We start from the raw sequence: 24,374 nt of genomic DNA, 5'->3' as shown, positions 1-24,374 counted from the left end.
ACGCCCGGGAGCCGGCTCTGAGGCTCAGTCGCAGGGTATGCGGACGCCACAGCCCCGTTGCCGGTGTGTGTCCAGCATCGCAGAAGGCGTGTGGATCGACACCATGGAGTCCGGGTTCGTCCGCGTTGCAAGGTCGAAAAATCCCTCCGAACCGGGCAGATCCTCGCCCCGCGTGCGGCAGTTGCTCCCAATGAGCTTCGTTCTGCCTTCCCCCGCACACTGGAGCGTTTCCTTTGGAATCCGACGTCCGTACCCACCGCATACTGTCGCCGAACCGGCGGCCGCTGCTCATTTCCGCGCTGCTCGTGGCGCTGACCTCGGTGCCGACCCTGATCGTGGTCGCCGCCGGCAGCGCCTCGCTGGACACGGCGCCGTCCGTCCGGACGCCGATCGTCGCCGAGCCACGGCCCGGACCGCTCGTGCTCGCCCCGACGCCCAGCAGCGGGCTGCACGGCACGGGCACGCCGTCGCGCGCGGCGGAGCCGACCGCGCCGCTGCCCCCGGCGACCGTGGCGAAGCCGCGCGTCAGCGCGAGGACATCGGGTGGATCAGGCGGCGGTGTCGTCGTCGGTACGGGTACCAAGCCGCCCACGGTGGTGCCGGCTCCGCCGACCGCGCCGGCGCCCGAGGTGCAGGAGCCCCCCGCCGTCGTGCCCACGCCCTCACCGACGAAGGGCGTGCCCATCCAGGACAAGGCGTGGCCGGGGTGGAACGCCACGCGCAAGGGCAAGCCGGAGGCGGTCAAGAGCTGGACCGCGCATCGGCCCCGATCGGGGTCGGCCGATCAGTCAGATCTTGAGGACTGCCCGGCCGCACAGGTTTAGCGCTGGGTCATGAAGTGTGCGCGGGTCATCGGCCGGCGCGTGTGTTGGAGTTGCGGGTCACCATCGCCCAGGCGGTGGAGAACGGCTTGCACGGCCAGCGCGCGCAGCCGGCCGCGCAGCGTGTCGCCTGATGGACGCGTAACGGCTGGTGGCGCGCCACGAGGCGGCGGGCGTCGGTCACGGCGTGGTCATAGATGACGGCCATCAGAACCCCTGCGTCGCGGGTGCGGTCCACAGGATCCAGGCGGGATACAGCTGCTGAGCGGTTGCGAGCGCGTCGTTCGCCGAGCGGAAGACGGCGATCTCGGACTTCCCATTCCCCAGGCGCCAGGTGAGCACGGCCTGATCCGGCAGCTCGTGACCCCAGGCGACAACCTGGGGGTGGTCGTCGTCGAACGGATCGGCGACAATGCCGAAAAGCCGTGGTGCGCCTTCGAGCAGGATCACGTCGTCTTCGATCACGACGGATCTCCCTCCGGCAGAGGAACCATCTCTGACCGCCCCAGAATGCATGTGCAGGTTTCCCGGGGCAATACGTTCCGTCAAACTTGAGTAGAGCAACCCAATCGCTCACTGACGCTCACGCTTGCGCGACAACCCGGTAACGGTGACACTCGTCCTGAGTAATGGAGGTGAGTGGTGTCGCACGCGCACAGCCCCACGTTCCCCCGCTTCCAGCTGGGCAAACAGCTCCGGCGACTGCGCGAGCAGGCGAAGCTCACCACCGAGGACGTCGGCCTACAGCTCGACTGCTCGCCCAGCACGATCAGCCGCATGGAGGGCGGGAAGGTCGGCATCCGCCGCAGCACCCTCGAACAGTTGCTCAAGATTTACGACGTTGATGATAGCGATCTCACGGAGACATTGATCGCGCTTGCGAAGGAAGGCAAGACGCGGGGCTGGTTCGCCCGCTTCGGTGACCTTCCCAGCCACTACTCCCGCTACATCGGCCTGGAGTCCAACGCGATCGAGATGCGGGACTACGAGGCGCTCGTGGTGCCCGGCATGCTCCAGACGGAGGAGTACACGCGGGCGCTGCTCGCCGCCGCCTCCCCGTCCGGCGAGTCGGAGGACGCGGTCCAAGCGCATGTCAGCGCCCGGCGTGAGCGGCAGGAACTGCTCACCCGGGCCGAGAATCCATTGCAGTTCATCGCGGTCCTCGACGAGAGCGTCATCCGGCGCCTCATCGGTGGGGTCGACGTGATGCGGTCGCAGCTCAAGCACCTGGCCGAAATGGGTCGGGCGAGGAACGTGACGATCCAGATACTCCCCTTCAGCGGGGGAGCCTATGCCGGCATGGCTGGATCATTCGCGATCCTCAAGTTCCAAGGTGCACCAAGCGTCGTGTACGCCGAAGCCATGGCCGGCGACATCTACCAGGAAGCCGGAGACGTCCAGCGGTACCACGACGTGTTCGAAAGTCTGCGAGCCGCCGCGCTCAGCCCATTCGAGTCGGTCAAGCTGATCGAGTCAACGGTCGCTGAGACGGCCTGACAACGAAGGAGTGCGCAGAATGGCTGCGCTGAACGAGCGGTGGCACAAGCCCACCCGGAGCGGTAACAACGGACAGTGCGTCGAAGCGCGGTTCGTCGACGGTGTCGTCGAGGTCCGCAACTCCAACTCCCCGGACGCGGGATCCGTGCGCTTCACCCGCGCCGAATGGGAGACCTTCATCGCCGCGGTCGACACCGACGGCGAATTCCGCCTTCCGTAACAAACCTGAGCAACAGCTTCCCCCAACCAAGCCTGAGCAACAGCGAAGGGACCGTCCCGACCGGCGGTCCCTTCGTCGTAGCTGCGAGCCGATTTTATGTTATCGCTCACCGGCTCCATCCATAACCGTGTGGCCACGATCCGCGTGTTGCAACAAAAGGCGTGAAACGGTCAGGCGGCGATCGGCTGGGGTGCAATACCGCGATGTGGGTGTCGCGGCGGCACGCACCGGAGTAAGCATGAACACATGGTGACTGTTCGCGCAGATGACGGCGTAGGTGGCGGGGTCGCGACGCTGCAGCCGACGATCCGGGCGTATCGACCGACGGACCATCGCGAGTGCCGGCAGCTGTGGGCAGAGCTGACCGAGGAGCATCAGCACCTCTACCCGGCGGCGCCACCCGTCAGCGGTGACCCCGGGGCCGCGTTCGAGGAGTACCTCACGCGGCTCGACCTGTCCGGCATGTGGGTCGCGGAGATCCTCGGCGTCGGCGTGGTCGGCATGGTCGGGCTCATCCTCGACGGGCGCGGTGGGCAGGTCGAGCCGCTGGTCGTCGCGTCGTCCCGGCGGGGCGCGGGGATCGGGCGGGCGCTGCTCTCCCACGTCGCCGACCAGGCCAAGCGGCGGGGGCTCGGGCAGCTGAGCATCTCGCCGGCGGCGCGCAACGTCGACGCGATCCGGTGCCTGCAGGCGGCCGGGTATGACGCGCTCGCCCGGGTGACGCTCGCCATCGACCTGCACCCGGACGGCCACGACTGGCACGACGGGATCGACCTGCACGCGCAGCGGTTCCGCTTCTAGCGCCGCTTCCTGCTACTTGCCGCTTCTAGCGGTGTGCTGGCGTTTGTCAAGGTGCGGCCGGCGGTTGTGGATCGAATCGGGCGTTGTCCACAGCCGAAAACCGCGAGTTCCCGTGGGTGGCGGCGACCGCCAGGCTCGGGTGCATGACGACCGCGACCTCGACCCTCGCGCAGCCCCGGCTGCGCCTGCGCACCCCCGCTGACATCCTTGCCGGCACGCCGTACCTGTTCGGGTTCCACCCGTCCGACAGCCTCGTCGCCCTCGGGGTGCGCGACAAGCGGCTGCGCTTCCACATGCGCGACGACCTGCCCGATCCGGGCGAGGACCTCGACACCCTGGCCGACGGCTATGGCGCCCTGTTCGCCCGCCAGGACGTCGACCACGTCGTGCTCATCGGCTATGGCCCGCCCGAGCGTGTCGAGACCCTCATCCACGCCACCACCGCCGCGATGCGCCGCCACGGCATCGCCGTGCACGAGATGCTCTGGGCCCACGAGGGGCGCTACCGGTCGCTGATCTGCGAGTCGCCCTACTGCTGCCCGACCGAAGGCCAGCCCTATGACGTCGAGACGTCCGCGGTCGCGGCGACCGCCACCCTGATCGGGATGGTCGCGCTGCCCGACCGGGCCGCCCTCGTCGCCAGCCTCGCCGCCCCGACCGGCCCCGCCCTCGACGCCGCCGAGCGCGCCACCCGCCAGACCCAGACCCGCCTCGTCCACTCGCCCGGCACGCCCGCCGAAGGCGTCGCCTCCATCGACGCGGCGCTGCGCCGCGTCCGCGCCGGCGAGGGCCTCACCGACGAGGAGGTCGCCTGGCTCGCGTTCCTCCTCCACAGCCTGCCCCTGCGCGACGATGCCTGGCTGCGCATCGACCGCGACCTCGACACCGACCTCGACCTCCACGACCGCCTGTGGACTGACGTGCTGCGCCGCTGCGCCCCCACGTTCGCCGCCCCGGCCGCGATGCTCGTCGCCTATGCGTCCTGGCGATCCGGCAACGGTGTCCGCTCCCGGATCGCCCTGGACCGCGCGTTCGACGCCGACCCTGGCTATCGTGCCGCCAAGCTCATGGCCGAGATCCTCGACCGCGGCCTGTCCCCGCAGTCCCTGCCCCCGATCGGCCGCCGCGACGGGCGCCGCCCCACCCCGCCCCGCCGCCGCACCACCCGCCGCCGAAGGCGCTGAACCCTGCCTGGCGCCGCCCCACCCCGGCGTGCGTTGGCGGTCTACCTGCGTGCCGCTGCTGGCTCGGGTGTGGGGCGTCGGGTGGTCTGCTCGGTGCCGCGTTCCTGATTGATGGGAGGTGTTCAGGGCGTCGTGCCTGGTTGCGACCACGAGCCATGAGCTGTTGCGGGCGGCGGTCGACGCCGCGTTCGACCTGGTTGCGGTGTTTGCCGGTCCGGGTCGGACGCGGGTGGTCGGTCGCGGTGAGGTCCTCTCGGTCCGGTTGGCGATCTGTCCTTCGGTCGCGGGGTCACCACCACCGTCCTGCGGGCCGCCCTGGATGAGGGTGCCTTGCCGTCCAACCGGGTCCGGGCGGCGTGCTGGTGCGTGCGCACCGCCGGGGACTGTGGATGCGCCGTTCGTCTGAGGGCTGACCCGGCATTCCCGCCCGCTGGGAACTCGGCCGGTGTGATCAGGTCTGGGGCAGGCCGGTGATGCGGTGGGCGCCGGTGTAGACGTTGAAGGTCTGGCCTCGCAGGAAGCCGACGAGGGTCAGTCCTGCCTCCTCGGCCAGGTCGACGGCCAGGGTGCTCGGCGCCGACACCGCGGCCAGCATCGGAATGCCTGCCATCCAGGCCTTCTGGCACAGCTCGAAGCTCGCCCGGCCGCTGACCATCAGCACGTGACCGGCGAGCGGCAGGCGGTCCTGTCGCGCGGCCCAGCCGATCACCTTGTCCACGGCGTTGTGCCGGCCCACGTCCTCCCGGAGGCAGACCAGGCGCCCGGCCGCGTCGAACAGCCCGGCCGCGTGCAGGCCGCCCGTCGTCCTGAACGCCCGCTGGCCCGCCCGCAGCGCGTCGGGCAGGTCGGCCAGCAGGGCTGGCGCCACCCGGATGCCGTCCGCCGCGACGTCGAACTGTGAGCGTGTCCGCACGGCGTCGATGCTGGCCTTGCCGCACACGCCGCACGAGGAGGTGGTGTAGAAGTTCCGGCTCGGATCGGTCTGCGGGGCCGGGACCCCGTCGGCGAGCACCACGTCCACGACGTTGTAGGTGTTCGCTTCCTGGTCGCCGGCGCACAGCTGCGCCGTCCGCACGTCCGCGGCGGATCTGATGATCCCCTCGGTGAGGAGGAAGCCGATCGCCAGGTCGAGGTCGTCACCGGGGGTCCGCATCGTGACCGCCAGCGCGGGGCGTGGCGTCCCGGCCGGTCCGACCCTGATCTCCAGCGGTTCCTCGGCGATCAAGGTGTCGGGCCCGACCTTTGCGGAGACCCCCGCCGGGCCGTCCGGGGCGGGGGTGACGGTGACCCGGGTGATCGTGCGCCGTTGCGTGACGCGTCCCATGGTCGGGCCTCCAGATGCGGGGAGTGGTTCCGGTCGTTGCCCGCTCGACGGTACGTTCTGCCCATGGGCGCAGCCACCGCATGGCCGGGACTCGTGGCCGTGATCCTCGCCGGGGGTGGCGGCACGCGCCTCGGTGGCCAGGACAAGCCGATGCTGCCCGTCGCCGGGGTGCCGATGCTCGACAGGGTGCTCGCCGCGGTCGAGGGGGCGGCGCTGCGGATCGTGGTCGGGCCGCCCCGGGAGGGGCTGCCCACGGGGGTGCGCACCGTCCGCGAGGAGCCGCCCGGTGCCGGCCCGGCGGCCGCGACCGCCGCTGCGCTCGGCCTCGTCCCGCGAGCGGCGTCGGAGGACCAGGCAGAAGCGGAGGAAGGGCCGGCGCTGGTCGGGCTGTTCGCCGCGGATCTGCCGTACCTCACGACTGAAGGAGTCGAGATCCTGCTCGCGGCGGTCGAGAGCCACGCGGATGGCGCGGTGTTCGTCGACGGGCGCGGCAAGCGGCAGCTGCTGTGCGGGGTGTGGCGGGCCGGCGCGCTGCGGGATGCGGTCGAGCGGCTCGGGGCGCCCGAAGGCCGGTCGATGCGGGCGGTGTTGGATGGGCTGGACGTGGTCGAGGTCGAGTGGACCGGTTCCGGGCCGGCGCCGTACTTCGACTGCGACACCGAAGAAGACCTGCGGCGAGCAGACGGGGGTGGAGACCGATGAGCGGGAATCCAGAGCTGGCGGCGTGGGTGGTGCGGGCGTGCGCGGAGCTCGGGCTGGAGCCGTTGGGCGCGGGGGAGCAGGACGCGATCCTCGACCTCGCGCGGGATGTGGCGCACAACGTGGCCCGGCCGGGGGCGCCGTTGACCGCGTTCCTGCTGGGGGTCGCCGTCGGGCGGGGCGCCGACCTTGAGGAGGCCCGGGCGCGGCTCGTCGCCCTGGTGGACGAGGGCTGACCGACGCCACGACCCGGAAGCAACCAGTCCGAGGAGCCCGAGGCACCCGCGACGTGCGTCGTCTGGATAGGGTGAGCCCGGGGGGATTGGAGGCGGTCATGGCGGATGATCAGGACTACGAGGCGGCGCTGTTCGACGACGAGGACCCGATCGGCGGGGACCTCAAGGAGAAGGTCGCCGAGGCCTGGCGCGACTTCGCGCGGCACCTGGTCGACGCGCTGCGGCAGCTCGCCCCCGGCACGACGCTCGATCTGACGCTCGACCCGACGGCGTCCGGGACCGGCGACGCCATCTACTCGGTGCAGGTGACCGGCGAGGACGGCGACATGCTCGCCGCGACCGCCGTCGGCAACGCCGACCTGCCCGCGGCGTATCGGCTGGGGCGGACCGTGATCGCGCAGACGGTGGCGCTCGGGTGGTCGCCGCCGGGGGTGGTGCCGGGCTCGGGCGAGGCGTTCGGCGTGCGGGTGCCCAAGAGCGAGGCCGTCCAGCTCAGCCGGCTCATCATGCGGACGCTGCGCGACATCTACGGCACGCCGCACCCCGCGTTCCTCACCTATCTCGCCCACGACGCGCAGGGGCTGGTGGCGGCCCTGCCGTCGCTCGGCGTCGCCCGGTCGCTCGCGTCGATCGTCGAGACCGACGGCGACGGGCCGGTGGCGGTGGTGCGGGCGAAGCAGCACCAGGCGGGTGACGAGCAGGACGACCTGCCGCTGCACGACAAGGTGATCACGGTCGTGGCCCGGCTGATGAAGACGACGCCGGAGGAGCTGACGATCGACCCGGACGGTGACATCGGCATCCGGTCCGGGTCGGCGATGGTGTTCGTCCGGGTGCGGGACAACCCGCCGCTGGTCGACGTGTATTCGCCGGTGCTGACCGAGATCGAGCCGACCGAGCGGCTTTACGTGAAGCTGTCCGAGCTCACCAACCGGATGCCGATCGGCCGGCTGTACTGCACCAACGACACGGTGTGGGCGTCGGTGCCGGTGTTCGGCCGGGACTTCCAGGCGACCCACCTGATGCTCGCCGTGCAGGTGATGACCGGGCTCGCGGACGAGCTGGACGACCGCCTGCAGGGCGAGTTCGGCGGGAAGCGGTTCTTCGGCGAGAACGACACCCCCAAGCAGGTCGAGGGCGAGCGCACCGGGATGTACCTGTAAAGCGCGGCAGACGCTAGAGCCCGCAGGAGCGGCGCAGCGCCCGGGACACCCGGCCGAAGAGGTCGACGTCCCGCGTGCGCAGCAGCGTGACCCGCGTGCCGCGGTAGTCGGCGAGCAGCGTGTGCTGCCGCGGCCAGCGGCGTGCGTAGACGAGCCCGACGACCCAGGTGATCAGCAGCGCCGACAGCGCGACCAGGATGACCGGCACGGAGCCGGTGGTCGCCGCCGCGCCGAGGACGACGACGTTCGCGATCCCGACCGCGACGCACGCCCGCACGCCCGGGTGCAGGGTGCCGGTGCCGTGCGCCGGTCGCGACAGCTCCGCGATCTCGTAGCGGCCGCGGTCGGTGGCGAAGATCCGGTCGGTGACCAGAATCCCGTGCTGGTTGTAGTGGATGACCGGCCGGGACTCGAACGACTGGGGTGCGTAGGAACTCATGGTCGCGCTCCCTTGCTGCTGGTCGGGGCCCGGATCGCGGACGCCGACGCGACGAACGAGGAAGGCGGCAACCGGCCACGGTGACGGCCGCCGTCCAGCGTGCCTCCTGGGATGAGGCACATCGAAGCCCAAGCGTCGCCGTCGCTGGGTGAGGCGGATCATGCAACCTCACTAGTAGCTTCTAACTTGATTACGCATCAACTCGCTGTCAGATGCAAGTGCAACCCAGTGCCGAAAGTTCTCAGTATTTGAGTGTGGATGCGGTACGGTGTGGTCGATGTCCTCGAAGCCGAGCCCGACTCTGCTCCGTCGCCAGCTCGGAGCCGAGCTGCGCCGGTTGCGGGAGGCTGCCCGGAAGACGGCCGCCGATGTCGCAGCCGAGCTCAAGTGGTCCGAGTCCAAGGTCAGCCGGATCGAGACCGCCAACAGCAGCGTCCGCAACCCGGACCTGACGAAGCTCTTCGACCTCTACCAGACCGCAGAGGCCGAGCGCACCCGCATCACCGCCCTCGCCGCGCAATCGCGCCAGCGGGCCTGGTGGGAAGCCTATGGCGACGCATTGCTCGGCGCCTATGAAACAATGATCGGGTTCGAATCCGAGGCATCCGACGTCTACATCTACGACGCGGTCATTCTCCACGGACTTCTGCAGACCGTGGAATACGCCGGCGCGATCATCAATTCGGTGTCCGTGGGGGAGCGGCCCGATGTGGTGAACCAGCGGGTGTCGGTCCGGATGGCGCGACAGGCCGTCCTGACCCGTGACCCGCCGCCGCGGATCTGGGCGATTCTCGACGAGGCGGTCCTCAAGCGGCCGGTCGGCGGTCATGATGTGATGCGAAGGCAGCTCATGAGGCTCCTGGAGATCGCCGACCGTCCGACGGTGACGCTGCAGATGGTGCCGTTCGACCGTGGGGCGCACCGGGGGATCGACGGGGCGTTCACGGTGCTCGACTTCGTCGGCGAGACCGAGCAGTCGCTCGTGTATTGCGACGGAATGACCGGCGGGGTGTTTCGCAACCGCCCCGAGGAAGTGCGGCGCTACCTGGTCGCCTTCGAATCGTTGCGCACTGTGGCGCTGAGCCACGCGGAAACACTTGATTACATTCAGCGGGCTATTCGCGAATACGAATAGCCCAGGTTCTAGGGGTCATCATCATGAGCATTGTGTGGCGTAAAAGCACGCGCAGCGGCGGCAACGGTTGCGTCGAGGTGTTACTCGACCCGAAGGCCGTCGGCATCCGGGACTCGAAGGACGCCAACAGCCCGGAGATCTTCGTGGACGCCGCCGCCTGGAGGGCGTTCGTGCAGCACGTCGCCGGAGAGCAGCGCTGACCAGACGGCGGACAGCGCTGACCGTGCGGCGGCGCTGACCGCCCAGCCGCGCCGACCGCACAGCGGCGCAGAACCGAAACGATCCAGCTAGAGCGCGATCCAGGCCTGCTCGGCCAGGGTCGCCGCGTCGGTCGCCTTCAGCCCCTGCTCCGACAGGGTCCACAAAGTGCCACCGATGATCAGCGAGCGGCGGATCGCCGTGTAGCGACCGGGGTGGGTGATCGCACCCGCCTCGGTGATCGCCGAGTCGCCGACCTTCAGCACCAGCACGGCCGGCTGGGTGTCGCGCCAGACCGGCACCGCGAGCAGCCCCAGCGGCGCCCAGTAGAGGAACGCGTGCGGGTCGTACTCCGCCTCGGAGCTGCCGCCCTGCCGCTTGAACTGCGCGACCCGCGACGGGTGCGCCGGGTCCCGCACGTCGAACAGCGACACCTGCATACCCTGCACCCGGCCCTGCGCGTTGGCGTCCTGCCCCAGGCCGAGCAGCCGCCCGTCGCCCGCGGGGTGCAGGTATGCCGAGTAGCCCGGGATCTTCAGCTCCCCGACCACCTTCGGTGCCGCGGGGTCGCGCAGGTCGAGCGTGTAGAGCGGGTCGGTCTGCCGGAACGTGACCACGTAGCCGGTCGTGCCGATGAACCGCACGGAATAGATCCGCTCGCCCTTGCCGAGGCCGTCGACGCGACCCGCCTCGGTGAGCCGGCCGCCGTCGCGGCGCAGCACGTACACCGCCGACGCCGTCGTGTTGTCGGCCGACATCGTCGTGGCGATCCGCAGGTGCCCGTCCCACTCCGACATCGAGTACTGGTTGAGCAGCCAGCCCGGCACCTCACCCGACGCGACGAACCGGGGGCTGCCCGGCGCGCCGATGTCGAACTTGAACACCTGGGTCGACGGCCGGGCCGGCGACGTCGCGACCTTCCTGCGCACCACGTCGGCGGCGAGCACCCGCCAGCGCTGGTCGTTGGCGATGTACAGGCTGGGCCCGTTGGCGTAGACGGTGTCGCCGTCGGCCACGACCGAGACCGGGTCGCCGCCGCCGAGCGCCGCACCGCCCAGGTCGAAGGTCAGCACCGTCAGCATCGACGTCGCCGAGTAGGTCGCCGGCCGGCTCACCGCGCCGCAGTCGACCCGCCCCTCGGTGCGCTTGCCGGCGGCGTCGGTCGCGGCCCACTTCGGCAGCCACGCGTCGACCGGCGCGGCCATGACCGCCGAACGGTTCGCCGCGATCCGCGCGTCGTCGCTGCCGAGCTTCGAGTTGTCGGGGAACGCGATCCGCGGCCGGGACACCACGACCACGCGGGCGGTGCCGCCGACCTGCCGGGCGTCGAGCAGGCCGCCCTCGACGGTGAACCGGCCGATCACCTTCGGCGCGCCGGCGAGGTCGACCAGCGTCATCTGCGCGCCCGACACGCCGGGCACGTCGTCGAAGCCGGCCCGGTAGTCGTAGCCGAGCACCAGCGCGCGGTCCCCGGACAGCAGCAGCTCCGTGGCGTTGGCGGCGCTCTTGCCGCTGACGTCGTCGACGGTGCCGATGGCCAGGGAGCCGGTCACCGCCCGGCCGGCGACGTCGACGACCTTCAGGGTGCCGCGCGACAGCGTCACGATCCGTTTGCCGTCGGTCTTCACGAGATCCGGCTCGTCGACACCCGCCTCATGGGTGTTGGTGCCAGAGAACTCCTGACCGGCCGGCGCGGCCGCCTTGCCGCCGTTGAGCCCGCCCTGCCGCTGTGCGCCGGTGTCCTCGGCGCGGCCGCCGCGCAGCATGCCGCCGTCGTTCAGGAACCCCCACGGCCCGACCACACCCGCGGCGGCGTCCCGCAGCGACGACAGCAGCTGCTCGCAGGAGTCGAACGCCACCAGCTTGAACACCGGCTCCGGCCCGGCGACCGTGGCCGGCGCGGACTTCGGCGACCCGCCGCCCGTACATCCGGCGACAACGAAAACCAGGGCACTCAACGCGGCAAGCGAGCGTCTCATGCGTGCTAGGACGTGGCGGGTGTCGATCCGGTTCCCGGCACGGTGACGACTTTCGGCGCCAGCCGCTCGACCAGCCGTGACAGCACGATCATGCTGCGGGTCGACGTCACGAAGGGCTCGGCGCGCAGCCGTTCGAGGGCCTCCTCGAGCCCCGCCATGTCGACCGCCCGCAGGTGGACCAGCGCGTCGGCCTCACCCGAGATGGTGTAGGCGCCGACGACCGCCGGGTGGCGCTTCGCGGCGTCGCGGATCTGCTGCGGCGACGTCCGCCCGGTGCAGAACAGCTCGACGAACGCCTCCGTCGTCCACCCCAGCGCGTCCGGGTCGACGAGCGCCGTATAGCCGCGGATCACTCCGGTCGATCGAAGCCGGTCGACGCGACGCTTCACGGCCGGTGCGGACAGCGCCACCTGCGATCCGATGTCCGCATACGATGAGCGGGCGTCCTCCTGCAGCAACGCAATGATCTGCTGGTCGATCGGGTCGAGGCGCAACAAATCCCTCCTCGAAAGCAAGCAATACCGCTGTTTTGTGCAACCCCGCAAATCTACCGTTTGATCTCGTGACCCACGTCGAGCGGCAGCCACGCGAGCGCACCTACCTGATGTCGCCACCCGAGCACTTCGTGGTGGAGTACGCGATCAACCCGTGGATGGACGTGTCCACGCCGGTCGACACCGAGCTCGCCCTGAAGCAGTGGGAGGGCCTGCGGGAGACCCTGGTGCGGCTCGGCCACCAGGTGCACGTGCTGCCCCCGGAGATCGGCCTGCCGGACATGGTCTACGCGGCCAACGGGGCGTTCAGCGTCGACGGCGTCGTCTACGGGGCGCGCTTCAAGTACCCGCAGCGCATCGCCGAGGCCGCCGCGCACCGGCGGTTCTACGACAACCACGGCTGGAAGTTCGTCGCGCCGGCCGAGACCAACGAGGGCGAGGGCGACTTCGCCTACCTGCCCGACGCGCTCGGCGGCGGCGTGATCCTGGCCGGTCACGGCTTCCGGACCGAGACCTCGGCGCACTCGGAGGCGCAGGAGGCGCTCGGCCGGCCGGTGATCTCACTGCGCCTCGTCGACCCGCGCTTCTACCACCTCGACGTCGCGCTGGCGTCGCTGGACGACCGCACCGTCGTCTACTACCCGGGCGCGTTCTCGGCCGCGTCCCAGCGGGTGCTCGCGCAGCTCTTCCCGGACGCCGTCGTCGCCGACGAGGAGGACGCCCTGTCGTTCGGGCTCAACCTCGTCTCCGACGGGCGCAACGTGGTGCTCAACAGTGAAGCCACCGCCCTCGCGGCAAAACTCCGCCAGGCGGGTTACGCGCCTGTACCGGTGGAGCTGACCGAGCTCAAGAAGGGCGGCGGCTCCGTGAAGTGCTGCATCGCCGAACTTCGGCCTTAAGAGGTCGCCGGAGCCGGCGCTGGGGTTTCGGTCCCGGTCCCGGTCCCGGCCGTGGACTGGATCAGCACGATCTGCGCCGTGTAGGTCGTGGTGGGGGACGCCGCCGGGCTCCCGCCGCCGCCGCTGACCGTGATCGGGCCGCCGACCACCACCATGGAGCCCGCCTGCAGTGCACCGGGCTGCACGCTCATGTGGTCGTTGTAGATCTTGGCGTTCTGGGCCAGGGTCCACGTCTTGGTGTAGCCGTCGGTCGACCGGACCGTCACGGACGTTTCCGTCGCCGCCGTCGCGGTGCCGTTCTGCATCGCGACCCGTATCGGGCCCTTCTTCGTCTGCACGATGCCCTCACCGTGCAGCACGTTCTTGAGCCAGTTCTCGTGCTGGCCACCCTGACCGGTCTCGCCGGGTGTCGGATCCGCCAGTGCGACCCCCGGCAGGGAGCCGACGATCACCAGGATCACGGCACTGAGCAACAGGCCTATGCGTGTGCGTCGCATCTGGGTACCTCCTGTCCGAGCTGCTCCGAGCTCCGCCGAATTTGAGCCGACGGGTGCACTACCTCCTCTCACCCGGCCCAAACGGCACCGTCACCGTGAATCTCGCCCCGCCCTCGGGCGCGTGACCGGCCTCGATCCTGCCGCCGAGCCGGCGGGCCATCCGCGCGGCGAGCGCCAGCCCCAGCCCGCTGCCGACCTTGCGCGCGCCCTGGTACCGCCGCGACAACGCACCCCGCTCGAAGGCCACCGCCAGGTCGTCGTCGGTGAACCCGGGCCCGCCGTCACGGATCTCGATCGACGCCTCCGCCGGCCCCCACACCAGCGCCAGCACCACCGGCACCCCTGTCGCCTGCTCGGACGGCACGACCCGCAGCGCGTTCTCCAGCAGGCCGTCGACGATCTGGCGGATCCGTCCCGGGTCGGTGCGCACCGGCACCGGCATCGGCGGCAGCTCCGTGCGCAGCAGCAGCCCCGCCGCCGTGAGCCGCCCGCCCCACGCCTCGGCGGTCGCCGCCACCAGCTGGGTCAGATCCACGTCGACCACCTCGACCGGCAGGTCCGCGGCCTCCAGCCGGGCCAGCACCAGCAGGTCGGCGATCAGCCGGTCGAGCCGCTCCGCCTCGTCGAGCACCGTCTGCCCGGCCCGCTGCGCCCCGTCCGGACCCACCACCCCGTCCGCGAGCGCCTCCGCGTAGCCGCGGATCGTCGTCAGTGGCGTGCGCAGCTCGTGCGACACCGACAGCAGGAAGTCCCGCTCGCGCCCCTCGCTCGTGGCGAGGGCCGCGGTCAGCGCGTTCACCGCGTGCGCCAGGTCCGCCACCTCCGCCGGCCCGTCCGCGTCCAGCGTGACCGACCGGTCCCCGGCGGTGAGCCGGTTGGCCGCGTCCGCCACGGTGCGGATGGGCCGCGCGATCCTCCTGGCCAGCAGCACGCCCGCCAGCAGTCCGGCCGCCAACCCGGCCAGCAGCGCCATCCACAGCTGCCCCCACAGCCGCGTGATGGTCGCCTGGCGCGACGGCATCCGCTCGGTCAGCACGATCCCGTTGCCCGCGTTGCCGATCGGCCGGCCCACCACGAGCTGGACCTGCTGGTCCACCACCGCCCGCCGGACCGGGACCGGCCGCCCGGCCCCGACCGTCTTGACCACCCCGTCGGGCAGCCCCGCGCGGTCCGGCTGCCCCGCCCGGATCAGGTAGACCTGGATCCCGCGGGTCCGCAGCCGCTCGACGATCACCTGCTCGTCCGTGCTCCTGGGCGTGTTGAACCGGGGGCGCAGCAGCTCGGCGGTCAGCGTCGCGTCGTCGGCCAGCCGGACCCGGGCCGCCTTGTTGGCCTCCTGGATCGCCAGCGGCGCCCCGACGAGCGCCGTCACCAGCACCGAGATGACTGCAACCAGGCACGTGACCAGCGCGCTGCGTCCGGCGATGGACCGGAACCCGGCCCTAAGCATCGGCGGTGTACCCGACGCCCCGCACCGTCCTGAGCACCCCCGCCGCGGCGCCGAGCTTCCCGCGCACCTGCGCCACGTGCACGTCGACCGTCCGGGTGCCGGAATGCGCGGCGTACCCCCACACCGAGCCGAGCAGCTCCTCCCGCGTGAACACCCGCCCCGGCCGGTTCATCAGGTGCGCCAGCAGCGCGAACTCCGTCGACGTCAGCACCACCGGCGCGCCGTCGACCAGGCACTCCCGTCGCGCGGGGTCGAGCGTGACGGGTCCGACGGTGCGGACCTGCTCGACGTCGGGCGGCCCCTGCGTGCGGCGCAGCACCGCCTTCACCCGCGAGACCAGCTCCCGCGGGCTGAACGGCTTGGTCACGTAGTCGTCGCCGCCCAGCTCCAGGCCGAGGATCCGGTCGACCTCGTCGTCCCGCGCGGTCAGGAACAGCACCGGCGTCCAGTCACCGGCCTCCCGCAGCCGACGGCAGATCTCCGTGCCGTCCATCCCCGGCAGCGCGATGTCCAGCACGCACGCGACAGGCCGCAGCTTCCGCGCCGCGGCCAGGCCCGCCGTGCCGTCGTGCTCGACGTGCACCCCGAAGCCCTCGCGCGCCAGATACATGCGCAGCAGGTCGGCGATCGGCCGCTCGTCCTCGACGACCAGCACCAGCCCCTTGCCCTGATCCACGGGCCCATTCTGCCGCGCCCGCATCCCGCCCGATGTTCGGGCGAGGTTTGGGCATCGAGTCGGTCGGATACAAGAACATCGATCGGCTCACTCTTCGCGAGGAAGCCAGCGCCTGCCGCGAAGGGTGGGCCGATCGCTCACGCGAAGCGGAGGACCGCCTTGGCCAGGGCGGGGACCCGGGGCGTCGCGGCGGCGGCGACCACGCCCCACGGGGTGCGGAACGCCTGCTTGAGGGCCTCGTCGAGGCGCCACATCTCGACCTTGTTCGGCAGGCGGACCCAGACGTTCTCGCGGACGCCGTCGATGGCGGTCACGCCGAGCTGGATGCCGGAGCGGGTCGGCTCGGGGGTCCAGGTGACATCGGCGAGCGAGTGCAGGTCGGTGTTGAGGTGCAGGGAGACCCGGCGCAGCAGCGGCGACTCGGTGGTGATCACGAGGCGGCTGCGGGTCAGCATCAGCACGCTGTTGCGGGAGGCGCGCGACGTGCAGCGGGCGACGACGGCGACGGCGTCACGGTCCCCGGCGCAGCCGCGCAGCACCTGCACGTGGCGGCGGATGGTCGCGGCGGACAGCCTCGCCAGTGCGGTGGCCGGCAGGAACGTGCACGTGAAGGTGTCCAGCGTCTCCATATCGAAGCCAACGACGGTTCGCGCTCAGCGACACGCGTCGCGGCTCCGGAAACGCGCCGATCTTGCGGGCGTAGTGTCAGGACACTCCCACGATGTCCCTTTCTCCACCGCCGCGCCCGCAAGACCGGCGCACCGCCTGTCCGACTTCCGGGGGAGGGCTACGAAGCGGACGGGCGAGGGCTGGGCTTGAGGGGAGCGCAGGCGGTGACGGCGGCCGCCACCTTCGCGTCGGCGGTGTCGAGCTGGTCGACCGGGCCGCTGACGGTGACGCCGTGCTCGGTCAGGCAGTTGCGGTACGCCGCATCCCGGCCGCCACCGTTGCCGCCGCCTCCGCCGTTGCCGAACCCGCCGCTCGGGAACGCGGTCGGGCGCAGCGACTCGCAGGCCTTCTGCGCCTTCTCCCAGGTCTGCTGGTCCACGCCGTTCGGCGCGGCCGTACCGAAGAAGCCACCGCCACCGCCGCGGAACCCACCGCTGCCGGACGGGCGCGGCTGCCCCGACGGGAACGCGGTCGGTCGGCCCGACGCGTTGCCGTCAGGACGGGCGGTGGGGCGTCCCGAGCCGTTCATCTGCGGCAGGTTGACGCCGTTGTCGCGCAGGCACGACGCGTAGTCGGTGCCGGACGCCGCCGTGGCCGGCGCCGCGCTGTCCGAAGATCCGCAGGCTGTGGCGAAGAACGCCACCGCGGCGAGCGCGAGGGCGGCCCCACCGATCCGCTTGGTCATCACTCCCGACATGCAACGGCGCGAACCTCGACGCACCGTGGGCTGGACCTCAAAATTCGGTGAGAGCGCCTTCCCAGGGAACTTTGAGGTCCGGTCGAGCTGACCGGGAGCCGGGACCGGTCAACTAGCAGGCATGAAGGTCTGGTGGCTGGCCGGAGGGGCTGCCGTGCTCGCGGTCGCGGTCGTCGTGGGGGTCCTGCTGACCGGCGACGAGAAGGTCGCGCCGGCGAAGGTGAGCACGACGAAGGTGACCCGCGGGTCGGTCTCGACGACGGTCTCCGCGTCGGGGACGGTGCAGGCGCAGCAGAGCCGCACGCTCGGGTTCACCAGCAGCGGCATGCTGACGGAGCTCAACGTCAAGCCCGGCGACGTCGTCGCCGCCGGCATGGTGCTGGCCAGGATCGACGCGACCGCCGCGCAGGAGTCGGTGGACGCCGCCGAGGAGAGCGTCGACAGCGCCGAGGACGCCCTGGACCGCGCGGAGACCGCCCAGGCGAGCGCCACCAGCACGCCCAGCGTCAGCCCGAGCGCCAGCCGCGCGCCCGGCGGCGGACAGAACCCCGGCACCGGCAACCAGAACAGTGTCCAGAACGCCAGCGACAACCTGCTCAACGCGCAGCAGCGGCTCAACAACGCGAAGCTCACCCTCACCCAGGCCAACGCCAAGCTGGCCGGGACGGTGATCACCGCGCCGCTCGCGGGCAAGATCCTCGCCGTGAACGGCACCGTCGGGTCCGCCGCCGGCTCGAGCGTGATCACGCTCGCCGGCACCGGCGATGTCGTGGTGAAGGCGCAGTTCACCGAGGCGGAGGTGGCCCACCTCAAGGTCGGGCAGGTCGCCCGGATCACGCTGCCGGACAACGCGAGCGCGAAGTACGACGGCAAGGTCATCCAGATCGACCCGGCCGGCACGGTGTCGAACCGGCTGGTGCGCTACGCGGCGCTGATCGCGTTCGACAAGGTGCCCGACACGCTGCTCTACGGGCAGAGCGCTACTGTCGCAGTGGTCACCGCGTCCGTGGACGGCGTGCTGTCGGTGCCCTCCACGGCCGTGCGCGGCGGCGTGGTCGTGGTCAGGGTCAACGGCCGCGACGAGGAGCGCAAGGTCGCGACGGGGCTGCGCGGCGACGTCAACACCGAGATCACGAGCGGACTTGCCGAAGGCGACGAGATCCTGACGGCGGGTCGGTGACGATGGAGCCGATGACCGTACAGGCGAACACGCCACAGCCGAAGGTCCTCGTCGTGGACGACGAGGCGAGCATCCGTGCCCTGCTGTCCGCGACGCTGCGGCTCACCGGCTTCGACGTGAAGGTCGCCGGCGGCGGGCGGGAGGCCCTCGCGGCCGCCGCCGAGTTCGCGCCCGACCTGGTCGTGCTCGACGTGATGATGCCCGACCTGGACGGGTTCGAGGTCGCGCAGCGGCTGCGCGGCAGTCAGCGGCCGGTGCCGGTCCTGTTCCTGACGGCGCGGGACTCCGTGGAGGACCGCATCTCGGGGCTGACGGTCGGCGCCGACGACTACGTCGCGAAGCCGTTCAGCCTGGAGGAGGTCGTGCTGCGGATCCGCGCGATCCTGCGCCGCAGCCTGGGCGATCAGCAGCAGCTCGTCGACGGCGGGGTGCTGCGCTACGCGGACCTGGAGATGGACGAGGACGCGCACGAGGTCCGCCGCGGCGGGCACCGGGTCGACCTCTCCCCGACCGAGTTCAACCTGCTGCGGTACCTGCTGACCAACGCCGGCCGGGTGGTCAGCAAGGCGCAGATCCTGGACCGCGTGTGGAACTACGACTTCGGCGGCGACGGGCGCATCGTCGAGTCGTACGTCTACTACCTGCGCCGCAAGGTCGACAAGTGGGATCCGCCGCTGATCCACACCGTCCGCGGGGTCGGCTACGCGCTGCGCCTGCCCCAGAAGTAGGCCGCAGCGGTGAGACTCAGGCCCTGGCGCCAGTGGACGGTCCGCGCGAGGATCGTCGTCTCCGTGGTGGCCCTCGCCGGGGTCGCCCTCATCGCCGCCAACGCGATCGGTGTCGGGCTGCTCAACTGGTACCTGATGCAGCGCATCGACGACCAGCTGGAGCACTCGGCGCACCCGCCCGCGTTCGTCGGCCGCAACCCGAACCCGAGCCCCAGCGCCTCGGTGACGGGCGGGCGGCGCGACCGGTACAGCGGCGAGTTCTTCCCCGGACCGCTGTACCAGATCTACCGCTTCGACAGCACGGGCAAGCTCAAGGAGCCGCCGACGGTCGTGCTGGACCCGGCGCTCTTCGGTGACGTCCGGCAGCGGGCCGAGGACCCGAAGCCGTTCACGGTCACCAGCCCGGCCGGCGAGGACTGGCGGGTGATCGTGTTCGCGCTGCCGGTGCCGACGGGCACCGCGGCCGGGGCCAACGGATACGGCGCCAACGCGGTCTCCCTCGTCGAGATCCAGGACACGCGGGACCGGATGCTGCAGTACTCGCTGCTGGTGAGCCTGATCGTGCTCGGCTTCGCCGGGTTCGCGACGGCGTCGCTGGTGCGGGTCGGGCTGAGCCCGCTGACCCGCATGGAGGAGACCGCGGTCGAGATCGCGGACGGCAACCTGTCCAGCCGGATCGTCGACGCCGACCCGCACACGGAGTCGGGGCGGCTCGGCATCGCGTTGAACACGATGCTCACCCGCATCGAGGAGGCCGTCGAGGACAGCGCCGACTCGGAGCGCCGGCTGCGCCAGTTCCTCGCCGACGCCGCACACGAGCTGCGCACGCCGCTGACCTCCGTGCAGGGTTTCGCCGAGCTGTACCGGCGCGGTGGTGCCCCGCCCGGACCCGCGCTGGACGAGGCGATGGCGTGCATCGAGGCCGAGGTCAGCAGGATGCGGCTGCTCGTCAACGACCTGCTGACCCTGGCCAGGATGGACGAGGAGCGGGCCCTGCAACGGCACCCGGTGGACCTGCTCGCCGTCGCCGCCGACTCGGTGCGCGACGCGCACGTGCGGGTGCCGACCCGGTTCGTGCAGCTGTCGGCGCTCGACGAGCGGTCGGTGACGTTCGAGCCGGTCACCGTGGAGGGCGACGAGGCGCGCATCCGGCAGGTCGTCGCCAACCTGGTCAGCAACGCGCTGCAGCACACGCCGGAGGACACCCGCGTCGTCGTGCGGGTCGGGCGGGCGACCGGCGACACCCCGCCGCCGACCGCGTCGATCGGTGCGCCGCTGCCCGAAGGGGTGCCGCTCGCCGCGATCGAGGTCAGCGACACGGGGCCGGGCATGAAGCCGGAGGACGCCACCAGGGTGTTCGAGCGCCTGTACCGCGCGGAGGGCTCCCGCTCCCGCCGGCACGGCGGCGCCGGGCTGGGCCTCGCCATCGTCGCGGCGATCGTGCAGGCGCACGGCGGGCGGGTCGAGCTGTGGACGGCACCGGGCGTCGGTACGCGGTTCCGGGTGCTGCTGCCGGCGATGGACGAGCCGGACTTCGAGGACGAGCCCGACGGCCCTGACGACGACGAATCCGGAGAAACCGGGGCAACCGAATTCCGAGGTAACTCCGAGGTGGACTGAGGGTCGCTCCGAGCGGCACCCACCACGATTCCCCTCATGCGTTTGTCGCTGCCGTCTCTACGCCGGCCTCGTCCGAACTCCGTGGGTCTGATCAACGCCGCGCTCGCGGTCGCCACGGTCGGCGGCGGGCTCTGGGCCTATCAGATCGTCTCCGGCCCGGCGGCCGCCCAGGCGTCGCAGACCACCACGCGGACCAGGGTCGTCGCGGCCTCCCAGGGCACGGTGTCGCAGACGGTGTCGGCGTCGGGCTCGGTCGCCAGCTCCGCGACCGCCAACGCCAACTTCACCAGCTCGGGCACGGTCACCGAGGTGGACGTGAAGGTCGGCGACGTGGTCACCAAGGGGCAGGTCCTGGCGAAGATCGACCCGACGGCCGCCAACGCGTCGCTGAACACCGCGAAGGCCAACCTGACCGCGGCGAAGGCGGCGCTCACCCGGGCGGAGAACAACAACGCCGACGACGCCACCATCGCCTCCACGGAGGCGCAGGTCGCGACCGCGCAGGCCAGCGTCACGTCGGCGCAGACGACCGTCAACGGCACGGTCTTGACCGCCCCGATCGCCGGCACGGTCACCGCCGTGAACGGCGCCGTCGGATCGGCCTCGTCGTCTTCCGGGTCATCTTCTGGTTCGTCCGGCGGCGGCGGTACCGGCGGCGCGACCTCCTCCAGCAGCAGCTCGAGCGGCTTCATCCAGCTCGCCGACCTGACGAAGCTGCAGATCAACGCCGGCTTCGCGGAGGCCGACGCGACGAAGCTCAAGCCCGGCCAGACCGCGGAGATCAGCTGGAGCGCGCTCAGCGGCACCCGCGCCACCGGCAAGGTCAGCACGATCTCGCCGACGGCGACGACCACCAACAACGTCAACTCCTACGCGGTGGTCATCGGCCTGGACACGCTGCCGGAAGGGGTGCGGCTCGGACAGAGCACCACGGCGGTCGTGACGATCGCCGAGGCGCAGAACGTGGTGCGCATCCCGACCCAGGCGCTGCGCACGGCCGGCGGCCAGCGCACCGTCCAGGTGCAGGTCAACGGCCAGGTGGAGACCCGCACGGTCGAGGTCGGCATCAGCGGCGGCTCGTTCGTCGAGATCAAGTCGGGGCTCACGGCCGGCGAGCAGGTCGTGATCACCACGACGACGACCGGCTCGACGACCGGCACCAACACCAACCAGTTCCCCGGCGGCGGCAACTTCCCCGGTGGCGGTGGCGGCTTCACCGGCGGCGGTGGCTTCACCGGTGGCGGCGGCGGCCGCCAGGGCAACTGATGGGACCCGGCGACATGCATCCAGTTCTGGACGTCCAGAAGGTCAAGAAGATCTACGGGCAGGGCGAGACCGAGGTCCAGGCCCTGCGCGGGGTGTCGCTGACCGTCGAGCGCGGCGACTACGTCGCGATCATGGGCTCGTCGGGCTCCGGCAAGTCGACGCTGATGAACATCCTCGGCTGCCTCGACATCCCGACGACCGGCAAGTACCTGCTCGACGGCGTCGACGTGAGCCGCCTCAACGACCGGCAGCTCGCGCTCGTGCGGAACCGGCGGATCGGGTTCGTGTTCCAGGCGTTCAACCTGATCGCGCGGACCACCGCCCTCGCCAACGTCGAGCTGCCCCTCGCCTACGCGGGGGTGAGGTCCGCGGAGCGCCGCCGCCGGGCCAACCTGGCCCTGGCGATGGTCGGGCTCGCCGACCGCGCCGGCCACGAGCCCAACCAGCTCTCCGGCGGCCAGCAGCAGCGGGTCGCCGTCGCGCGGGCCCTGGTCACCGCGCCGGCGCTGGTGCTCGCGGACGAGCCGACCGGCAACCTCGACACGCAGTCCACCAGCGACGTCCTGGCCGTCTTCGACCGGCTCAGCGCGTCGGGCCGGACGATCGTGCTGATCACCCACGAGCCGGACGTCGCCGAGCGGGCGAAGCGACTGATCCGGCTCGTCGACGGACACATCGTCCAGGATGAGCGGCTGAAATGAACATCGTCTTCGCCCTGCGGGCGATCACCGCCAACAAGCTGCGGTCCGGCCTCACCGTGCTCGGCATCCTCATCGGCGTCGCGGCGGTCATCCTGCTCGTCGCGGTCGGCAACGGCTCGGCCCAGGCCGTACAGAAGCAGATCGAGTCACTGGGGACGAACACGCTGACCGTCACGGCCGGCGGTGGCGGTGGCGCGCGAGGTGCGGCGGCGACCACGAGCACCGCGCTCACCATGGACCTGGTGCCCGCGCTCTCCGACAAGGACGAGGCGCCGCACGTGCGCAGCGTGTCGCCGGTCGTCACCGGCTCGCAGTCGGCAACGTACGAGGGCACTGACCACACGATCGCGCAGTTCGTCGGCACCTACCCGGGCTATGTCGCGGCCTCGAACTTCAAGGTCGACAAGGGTGCCCTCTTCACCGACGAGGACGTCAAGGACTCCCGCAAGGTCGTGCTCATCGGCAAGACCGTCGCGGAGGAGCTGTTCGGCGCCGTCGACCCGCTGTCGAAGCAGATCACCGTGTCCGGCAAGCTCTTCACCGTCGTCGGGGTGCTCGCCGACAAGGGCGGCACCGGCTTCACCGACCCCAACGACGTCGCGATCGCCCCGGTCACCGCGGTGCAGGAGTCGCTGACCGGCTACGGGTCGCTGAACCAGCTGCTGGTGCAGGCGACCGCGCCGGAGGACGTCAGCGACGCGCAGGGCGAGGTCACGGCGATCCTCAACGCCAAGCTGAACATCACCGGGTCGAGCACCAGCGCGTACCGCATCCAGAACGCCTCGCAGCTGCTGGAGACCCGCGCGAACACCGCGGAGACCTTCACGCTGCTGCTCGGCGCGGTCGCCGGGATCAGCCTGCTGGTCGGCGGGATCGGCATCACCAACATCATGATGGTCACCGTCACCGAGCGGACCCGCGAGATCGGCATCCGCAAGGCGCTCGGCGCGCCGAAGCGCACGATCCTTACCCAGTTCCTGGTCGAGGCGACCGTGCTGAGCCTGATCGGCGGGCTCCTGGGCGTGGCCGCGGCGGTGATCGGCAGCCGGTTCACGATCGTCAGTATCAAGCCCGTGATCGTGCCCAGCTCGGTCTTCCTGGCGCTGGGGTTCTCGGTCGCGATCGGGCTGTTCTTCGGCAGCTACCCGGCCAGCCGCGCCGCCGGCCTGCGCCCCATCGAAGCGCTGCGCTATGAGTAGGAGATTCCTGTGAGTCACGCCTTTCGCCGGCCTTCCGACAACGCGGACACCGAGGTCCTCGAGCCGGTCGTGCTCCTCGAAGAACCGGAGCCGGAACCGGACGACCTGCTCGCGCAGCCGCTCGACGACGACCTGAGCGAGCGGATCAGCAAGGCGGCGCCGCGCCGGCTCGCCAACCGCGCCACGTACGTCCTGGCGGGGCTGGCGCTGCTGGTCGCCGGCTTCGTCGGCGGCGCGCAGGTGCAGAAGTCCTATGGCACCGCCCCGGCGGCTTCGGCCCCGGGCGGCGGCGCCAACCCGGCGGCGCTGGCGAGCCAGTTCGCCGGGCGGGGTGGCTTCCCCGGCGGCGCGCAGGGCGGCACCGGCACCGGGCAGACGGGCACGCGGGGTGGCATCACCGGCACCGTCAAGCTCGTCGACGGCACCACCGTCTACGTGGAGACCGCCGACGGCCAGACGCTGATCGTGAAGACCAGCGGCACGACCACCGTCTCGATGCCGGGCGCGCTGAAGGACCTCACCGCCGGCTCCAGCGTGACGATCGTCGGCCAGAACGCCGACGGGACCGTCACCGCCACCTCGATCACCAAGACGAAGTAGCG

Annotated in this window: 28 protein-coding genes; 18 read left to right on the top strand and 10 right to left on the bottom strand. The window is 71.2% G+C overall.

Features of this window, described 5'->3' with window-relative positions; genetic code table 11:
* The first annotated feature begins 233 nt into the window (after positions 1-233).
* A complete protein-coding gene (locus tag ABD332_RS38840) occupies positions 234-824 on the top strand; it encodes a hypothetical protein (RefSeq protein ID WP_344508268.1) in 591 nt (196 codons plus the stop codon).
* Between the two features lie 204 nt (positions 825-1,028).
* On the opposite strand, the gene ABD332_RS38835 is transcribed toward ABD332_RS38840, so the two are convergent.
* On the bottom strand, positions 1,029-1,286 hold the full coding sequence (locus tag ABD332_RS38835; protein WP_344508266.1) for a hypothetical protein: 258 nt from the start codon (positions 1,284-1,286) through the stop codon (positions 1,029-1,031).
* A gap of 177 nt (positions 1,287-1,463) precedes the next feature.
* Between ABD332_RS38835 and ABD332_RS38830 the strand changes: the two genes are divergently transcribed.
* From ABD332_RS38830 to ABD332_RS38815, 4 genes are all read left to right on the top strand, one after another.
* On the top strand, positions 1,464-2,318 hold the full coding sequence (locus tag ABD332_RS38830; protein ID WP_344508264.1) for a helix-turn-helix domain-containing protein: 855 nt from the start codon (positions 1,464-1,466) through the stop codon (positions 2,316-2,318).
* Positions 2,319-2,337: 19 nt separating this feature from the next.
* On the top strand, positions 2,338-2,538 hold the full coding sequence (locus ABD332_RS38825; protein WP_344508262.1) for a DUF397 domain-containing protein: 201 nt from the start codon (positions 2,338-2,340) through the stop codon (positions 2,536-2,538).
* Positions 2,539-2,784: 246 nt separating this feature from the next.
* Positions 2,785-3,339 (top strand): GNAT family N-acetyltransferase, encoded by a 555-nt coding sequence (locus tag ABD332_RS38820; protein ID WP_344508261.1) that lies wholly within the window; start codon positions 2,785-2,787, stop codon positions 3,337-3,339.
* A 143-nt stretch (positions 3,340-3,482) separates the two neighbouring features.
* Positions 3,483-4,523 (top strand): DUF4192 domain-containing protein, encoded by a 1,041-nt coding sequence (locus ABD332_RS38815; protein ID WP_344508259.1) that lies wholly within the window; start codon positions 3,483-3,485, stop codon positions 4,521-4,523.
* Positions 4,524-4,974: 451 nt separating this feature from the next.
* Here the strand turns inward: ABD332_RS38815 and fdhD are convergent, their stop codons facing one another.
* Entirely contained in the window at positions 4,975-5,847 is an 873-nt protein-coding gene (gene fdhD / locus ABD332_RS38810) for a formate dehydrogenase accessory sulfurtransferase FdhD (RefSeq protein ID WP_344508257.1), read from the bottom strand.
* A gap of 99 nt (positions 5,848-5,946) precedes the next feature.
* Between fdhD and ABD332_RS38805 the strand changes: the two genes are divergently transcribed.
* The 3 genes from ABD332_RS38805 to ABD332_RS38795 all read left to right on the top strand — a co-directional run bounded on the left by ABD332_RS38805 (position 5,947) and on the right by ABD332_RS38795 (position 7,945).
* Positions 5,947-6,549 (top strand): NTP transferase domain-containing protein, encoded by a 603-nt coding sequence (locus ABD332_RS38805; protein ID WP_344508596.1) that lies wholly within the window; start codon positions 5,947-5,949, stop codon positions 6,547-6,549.
* Positions 6,546-6,782, top strand: coding sequence for a DUF6457 domain-containing protein (locus tag ABD332_RS38800; protein WP_344508255.1), 237 nt, complete (start codon positions 6,546-6,548; stop codon positions 6,780-6,782). Before ABD332_RS38805 ends, ABD332_RS38800 begins: the two co-directional genes overlap by 4 nt.
* 98 nt (positions 6,783-6,880) lie before the next feature.
* Complete coding sequence (locus tag ABD332_RS38795) at positions 6,881-7,945, top strand: T3SS (YopN, CesT) and YbjN peptide-binding chaperone 1 (protein WP_344508253.1); 1,065 nt, start codon at positions 6,881-6,883, stop codon at positions 7,943-7,945.
* A 13-nt stretch (positions 7,946-7,958) separates the two neighbouring features.
* On the opposite strand, the gene ABD332_RS38790 is transcribed toward ABD332_RS38795, so the two are convergent.
* On the bottom strand, positions 7,959-8,384 hold the full coding sequence (locus ABD332_RS38790; RefSeq protein WP_344508251.1) for a DUF6232 family protein: 426 nt from the start codon (positions 8,382-8,384) through the stop codon (positions 7,959-7,961).
* Positions 8,385-8,661: 277 nt separating this feature from the next.
* Here ABD332_RS38790 and ABD332_RS38785 point away from each other — a divergent pair, with 277 nt between their 5' ends.
* Both ABD332_RS38785 and ABD332_RS38780 read left to right on the top strand, forming a co-directional pair.
* Positions 8,662-9,519 (top strand): helix-turn-helix domain-containing protein, encoded by an 858-nt coding sequence (locus ABD332_RS38785; RefSeq protein WP_344508249.1) that lies wholly within the window; start codon positions 8,662-8,664, stop codon positions 9,517-9,519.
* A 23-nt stretch (positions 9,520-9,542) separates the two neighbouring features.
* A complete protein-coding gene (locus tag ABD332_RS38780; protein ID WP_344508247.1) occupies positions 9,543-9,719 on the top strand; it encodes a DUF397 domain-containing protein in 177 nt (58 codons plus the stop codon).
* Positions 9,720-9,806: 87 nt separating this feature from the next.
* Here ABD332_RS38780 and ABD332_RS38775 read toward each other — a convergent pair whose 3' ends face one another.
* Both ABD332_RS38775 and ABD332_RS38770 read right to left on the bottom strand, forming a co-directional pair.
* On the bottom strand, positions 9,807-11,696 hold the full coding sequence (locus tag ABD332_RS38775; RefSeq protein ID WP_344508245.1) for a beta-propeller domain-containing protein: 1,890 nt from the start codon (positions 11,694-11,696) through the stop codon (positions 9,807-9,809).
* Between the two features lie 5 nt (positions 11,697-11,701).
* Positions 11,702-12,190 carry an Lrp/AsnC family transcriptional regulator gene (locus tag ABD332_RS38770; protein ID WP_344508243.1) on the bottom strand — a complete coding sequence of 163 codons (489 nt, stop codon included), beginning with the start codon at positions 12,188-12,190 and terminating at the stop codon, positions 11,702-11,704.
* Positions 12,191-12,258: 68 nt separating this feature from the next.
* Here ABD332_RS38770 and ddaH point away from each other — a divergent pair, with 68 nt between their 5' ends.
* Positions 12,259-13,089: a dimethylargininase gene (ddaH, locus tag ABD332_RS38765; RefSeq protein ID WP_344508241.1), complete on the top strand. Its 831-nt coding sequence runs from the start codon at positions 12,259-12,261 to the stop codon at positions 13,087-13,089.
* Here the strand turns inward: ddaH and ABD332_RS38760 are convergent.
* The 5 genes from ABD332_RS38760 to ABD332_RS38740 all read right to left on the bottom strand — a co-directional run bounded on the left by ABD332_RS38760 (position 13,086) and on the right by ABD332_RS38740 (position 17,066).
* Entirely contained in the window at positions 13,086-13,586 is a 501-nt protein-coding gene (locus tag ABD332_RS38760) for a hypothetical protein (protein WP_344508239.1), read from the bottom strand. The two genes, ddaH and ABD332_RS38760, sit on opposite strands and share 4 nt — an antisense overlap.
* Positions 13,587-13,644: 58 nt before the next feature.
* The gene (locus tag ABD332_RS38755) at positions 13,645-15,036 is read right to left on the bottom strand and encodes a HAMP domain-containing sensor histidine kinase (protein WP_344508237.1); all 1,392 of its coding nucleotides are present in this window, start codon (positions 15,034-15,036) and stop codon (positions 13,645-13,647) included.
* On the bottom strand, positions 15,029-15,712 hold the full coding sequence (locus ABD332_RS38750; protein WP_344508235.1) for a response regulator transcription factor: 684 nt from the start codon (positions 15,710-15,712) through the stop codon (positions 15,029-15,031). The genes ABD332_RS38755 and ABD332_RS38750 overlap by 8 nt, the downstream gene beginning before the upstream one ends.
* Positions 15,713-15,849: 137 nt before the next feature.
* Positions 15,850-16,341 carry a hypothetical protein gene (locus ABD332_RS38745; RefSeq protein WP_344508233.1) on the bottom strand — a complete coding sequence of 164 codons (492 nt, stop codon included), beginning with the start codon at positions 16,339-16,341 and terminating at the stop codon, positions 15,850-15,852.
* 158 nt (positions 16,342-16,499) lie between these two features.
* Positions 16,500-17,066 carry a hypothetical protein gene (locus tag ABD332_RS38740; protein ID WP_344508231.1) on the bottom strand — a complete coding sequence of 189 codons (567 nt, stop codon included), beginning with the start codon at positions 17,064-17,066 and terminating at the stop codon, positions 16,500-16,502.
* 133 nt (positions 17,067-17,199) lie between these two features.
* On the opposite strand from ABD332_RS38740, the gene ABD332_RS38735 reads away from it, so the two are divergent.
* From ABD332_RS38735 to ABD332_RS38705, 7 genes are all read left to right on the top strand, one after another.
* On the top strand, positions 17,200-18,258 hold the full coding sequence (locus ABD332_RS38735; RefSeq protein ID WP_344508229.1) for an efflux RND transporter periplasmic adaptor subunit: 1,059 nt from the start codon (positions 17,200-17,202) through the stop codon (positions 18,256-18,258).
* 11 nt (positions 18,259-18,269) lie between these two features.
* On the top strand, positions 18,270-18,986 hold the full coding sequence (locus tag ABD332_RS38730) for a response regulator transcription factor (RefSeq protein WP_344508227.1): 717 nt from the start codon (positions 18,270-18,272) through the stop codon (positions 18,984-18,986).
* Between the two features lie 9 nt (positions 18,987-18,995).
* On the top strand, positions 18,996-20,606 hold the full coding sequence (locus ABD332_RS38725; protein ID WP_344508225.1) for a sensor histidine kinase: 1,611 nt from the start codon (positions 18,996-18,998) through the stop codon (positions 20,604-20,606).
* 81 nt (positions 20,607-20,687) lie between these two features.
* Complete coding sequence (locus tag ABD332_RS38720; protein WP_344508223.1) at positions 20,688-21,872, top strand: efflux RND transporter periplasmic adaptor subunit; 1,185 nt, start codon at positions 20,688-20,690, stop codon at positions 21,870-21,872.
* Between the two features lie 14 nt (positions 21,873-21,886).
* A complete protein-coding gene (locus ABD332_RS38715) occupies positions 21,887-22,573 on the top strand; it encodes an ABC transporter ATP-binding protein (RefSeq protein ID WP_344508221.1) in 687 nt (228 codons plus the stop codon).
* Positions 22,570-23,772, top strand: coding sequence for an ABC transporter permease (locus ABD332_RS38710; protein ID WP_344508219.1), 1,203 nt, complete (start codon positions 22,570-22,572; stop codon positions 23,770-23,772). Before ABD332_RS38715 ends, ABD332_RS38710 begins: the two co-directional genes overlap by 4 nt.
* Before the next feature lie 9 nt (positions 23,773-23,781).
* A complete protein-coding gene (locus ABD332_RS38705) occupies positions 23,782-24,372 on the top strand; it encodes a hypothetical protein (RefSeq protein ID WP_344508217.1) in 591 nt (196 codons plus the stop codon).
* Positions 24,373-24,374 lie beyond the last annotated feature (2 nt).

This window comes from Dactylosporangium maewongense, assembly GCF_039531485.1.
Taxonomy (GTDB): domain Bacteria; phylum Actinomycetota; class Actinomycetes; order Mycobacteriales; family Micromonosporaceae; genus Dactylosporangium; species Dactylosporangium maewongense.
Note: the sequence above shows the minus strand (reverse complement) of the source record. Positions and strands in the feature narration are given on the sequence as shown.

Bases quoted from the DNA above. Each gene is read 5' to 3' on its own strand.
- ABD332_RS38820 (WP_344508261.1), top strand. From the start codon at position 2,785: ATGGTGACTGTTCGCGCAGATGACGGCGTAGGTGGCGGGGTCGCGACG.
- ABD332_RS38780 (WP_344508247.1), top strand. From the start codon at position 9,543: ATGAGCATTGTGTGGCGTAAAAGCACGCGCAGCGGCGGCAACGGTTGC.
- ABD332_RS38800 (WP_344508255.1), top strand. From the start codon at position 6,546: ATGAGCGGGAATCCAGAGCTGGCGGCGTGGGTGGTGCGGGCGTGCGCG.
- fdhD (WP_344508257.1), bottom strand. From the start codon at position 5,847: ATGGGACGCGTCACGCAACGGCGCACGATCACCCGGGTCACCGTCACC.
- ABD332_RS38715 (WP_344508221.1), top strand. From the start codon at position 21,887: ATGCATCCAGTTCTGGACGTCCAGAAGGTCAAGAAGATCTACGGGCAG.
- ABD332_RS38730 (WP_344508227.1), top strand. From the start codon at position 18,270: ATGACCGTACAGGCGAACACGCCACAGCCGAAGGTCCTCGTCGTGGAC.
- ABD332_RS38755 (WP_344508237.1), bottom strand. From the start codon at position 15,036: ATGCTTAGGGCCGGGTTCCGGTCCATCGCCGGACGCAGCGCGCTGGTC.
- ABD332_RS38815 (WP_344508259.1), top strand. From the start codon at position 3,483: ATGACGACCGCGACCTCGACCCTCGCGCAGCCCCGGCTGCGCCTGCGC.
- ABD332_RS38745 (WP_344508233.1), bottom strand. From the start codon at position 16,341: ATGGAGACGCTGGACACCTTCACGTGCACGTTCCTGCCGGCCACCGCA.
- ABD332_RS38740 (WP_344508231.1), bottom strand. From the start codon at position 17,066: ATGACCAAGCGGATCGGTGGGGCCGCCCTCGCGCTCGCCGCGGTGGCG.
- ABD332_RS38735 (WP_344508229.1), top strand. From the start codon at position 17,200: ATGAAGGTCTGGTGGCTGGCCGGAGGGGCTGCCGTGCTCGCGGTCGCG.
- ABD332_RS38825 (WP_344508262.1), top strand. From the start codon at position 2,338: ATGGCTGCGCTGAACGAGCGGTGGCACAAGCCCACCCGGAGCGGTAAC.
- ABD332_RS38710 (WP_344508219.1), top strand. From the start codon at position 22,570: ATGAACATCGTCTTCGCCCTGCGGGCGATCACCGCCAACAAGCTGCGG.
- ABD332_RS38795 (WP_344508253.1), top strand. From the start codon at position 6,881: ATGGCGGATGATCAGGACTACGAGGCGGCGCTGTTCGACGACGAGGAC.
- ABD332_RS38790 (WP_344508251.1), bottom strand. From the start codon at position 8,384: ATGAGTTCCTACGCACCCCAGTCGTTCGAGTCCCGGCCGGTCATCCAC.
- ABD332_RS38760 (WP_344508239.1), bottom strand. From the start codon at position 13,586: ATGCGACGCACACGCATAGGCCTGTTGCTCAGTGCCGTGATCCTGGTG.
- ABD332_RS38785 (WP_344508249.1), top strand. From the start codon at position 8,662: ATGTCCTCGAAGCCGAGCCCGACTCTGCTCCGTCGCCAGCTCGGAGCC.
- ABD332_RS38775 (WP_344508245.1), bottom strand. From the start codon at position 11,696: ATGAGACGCTCGCTTGCCGCGTTGAGTGCCCTGGTTTTCGTTGTCGCC.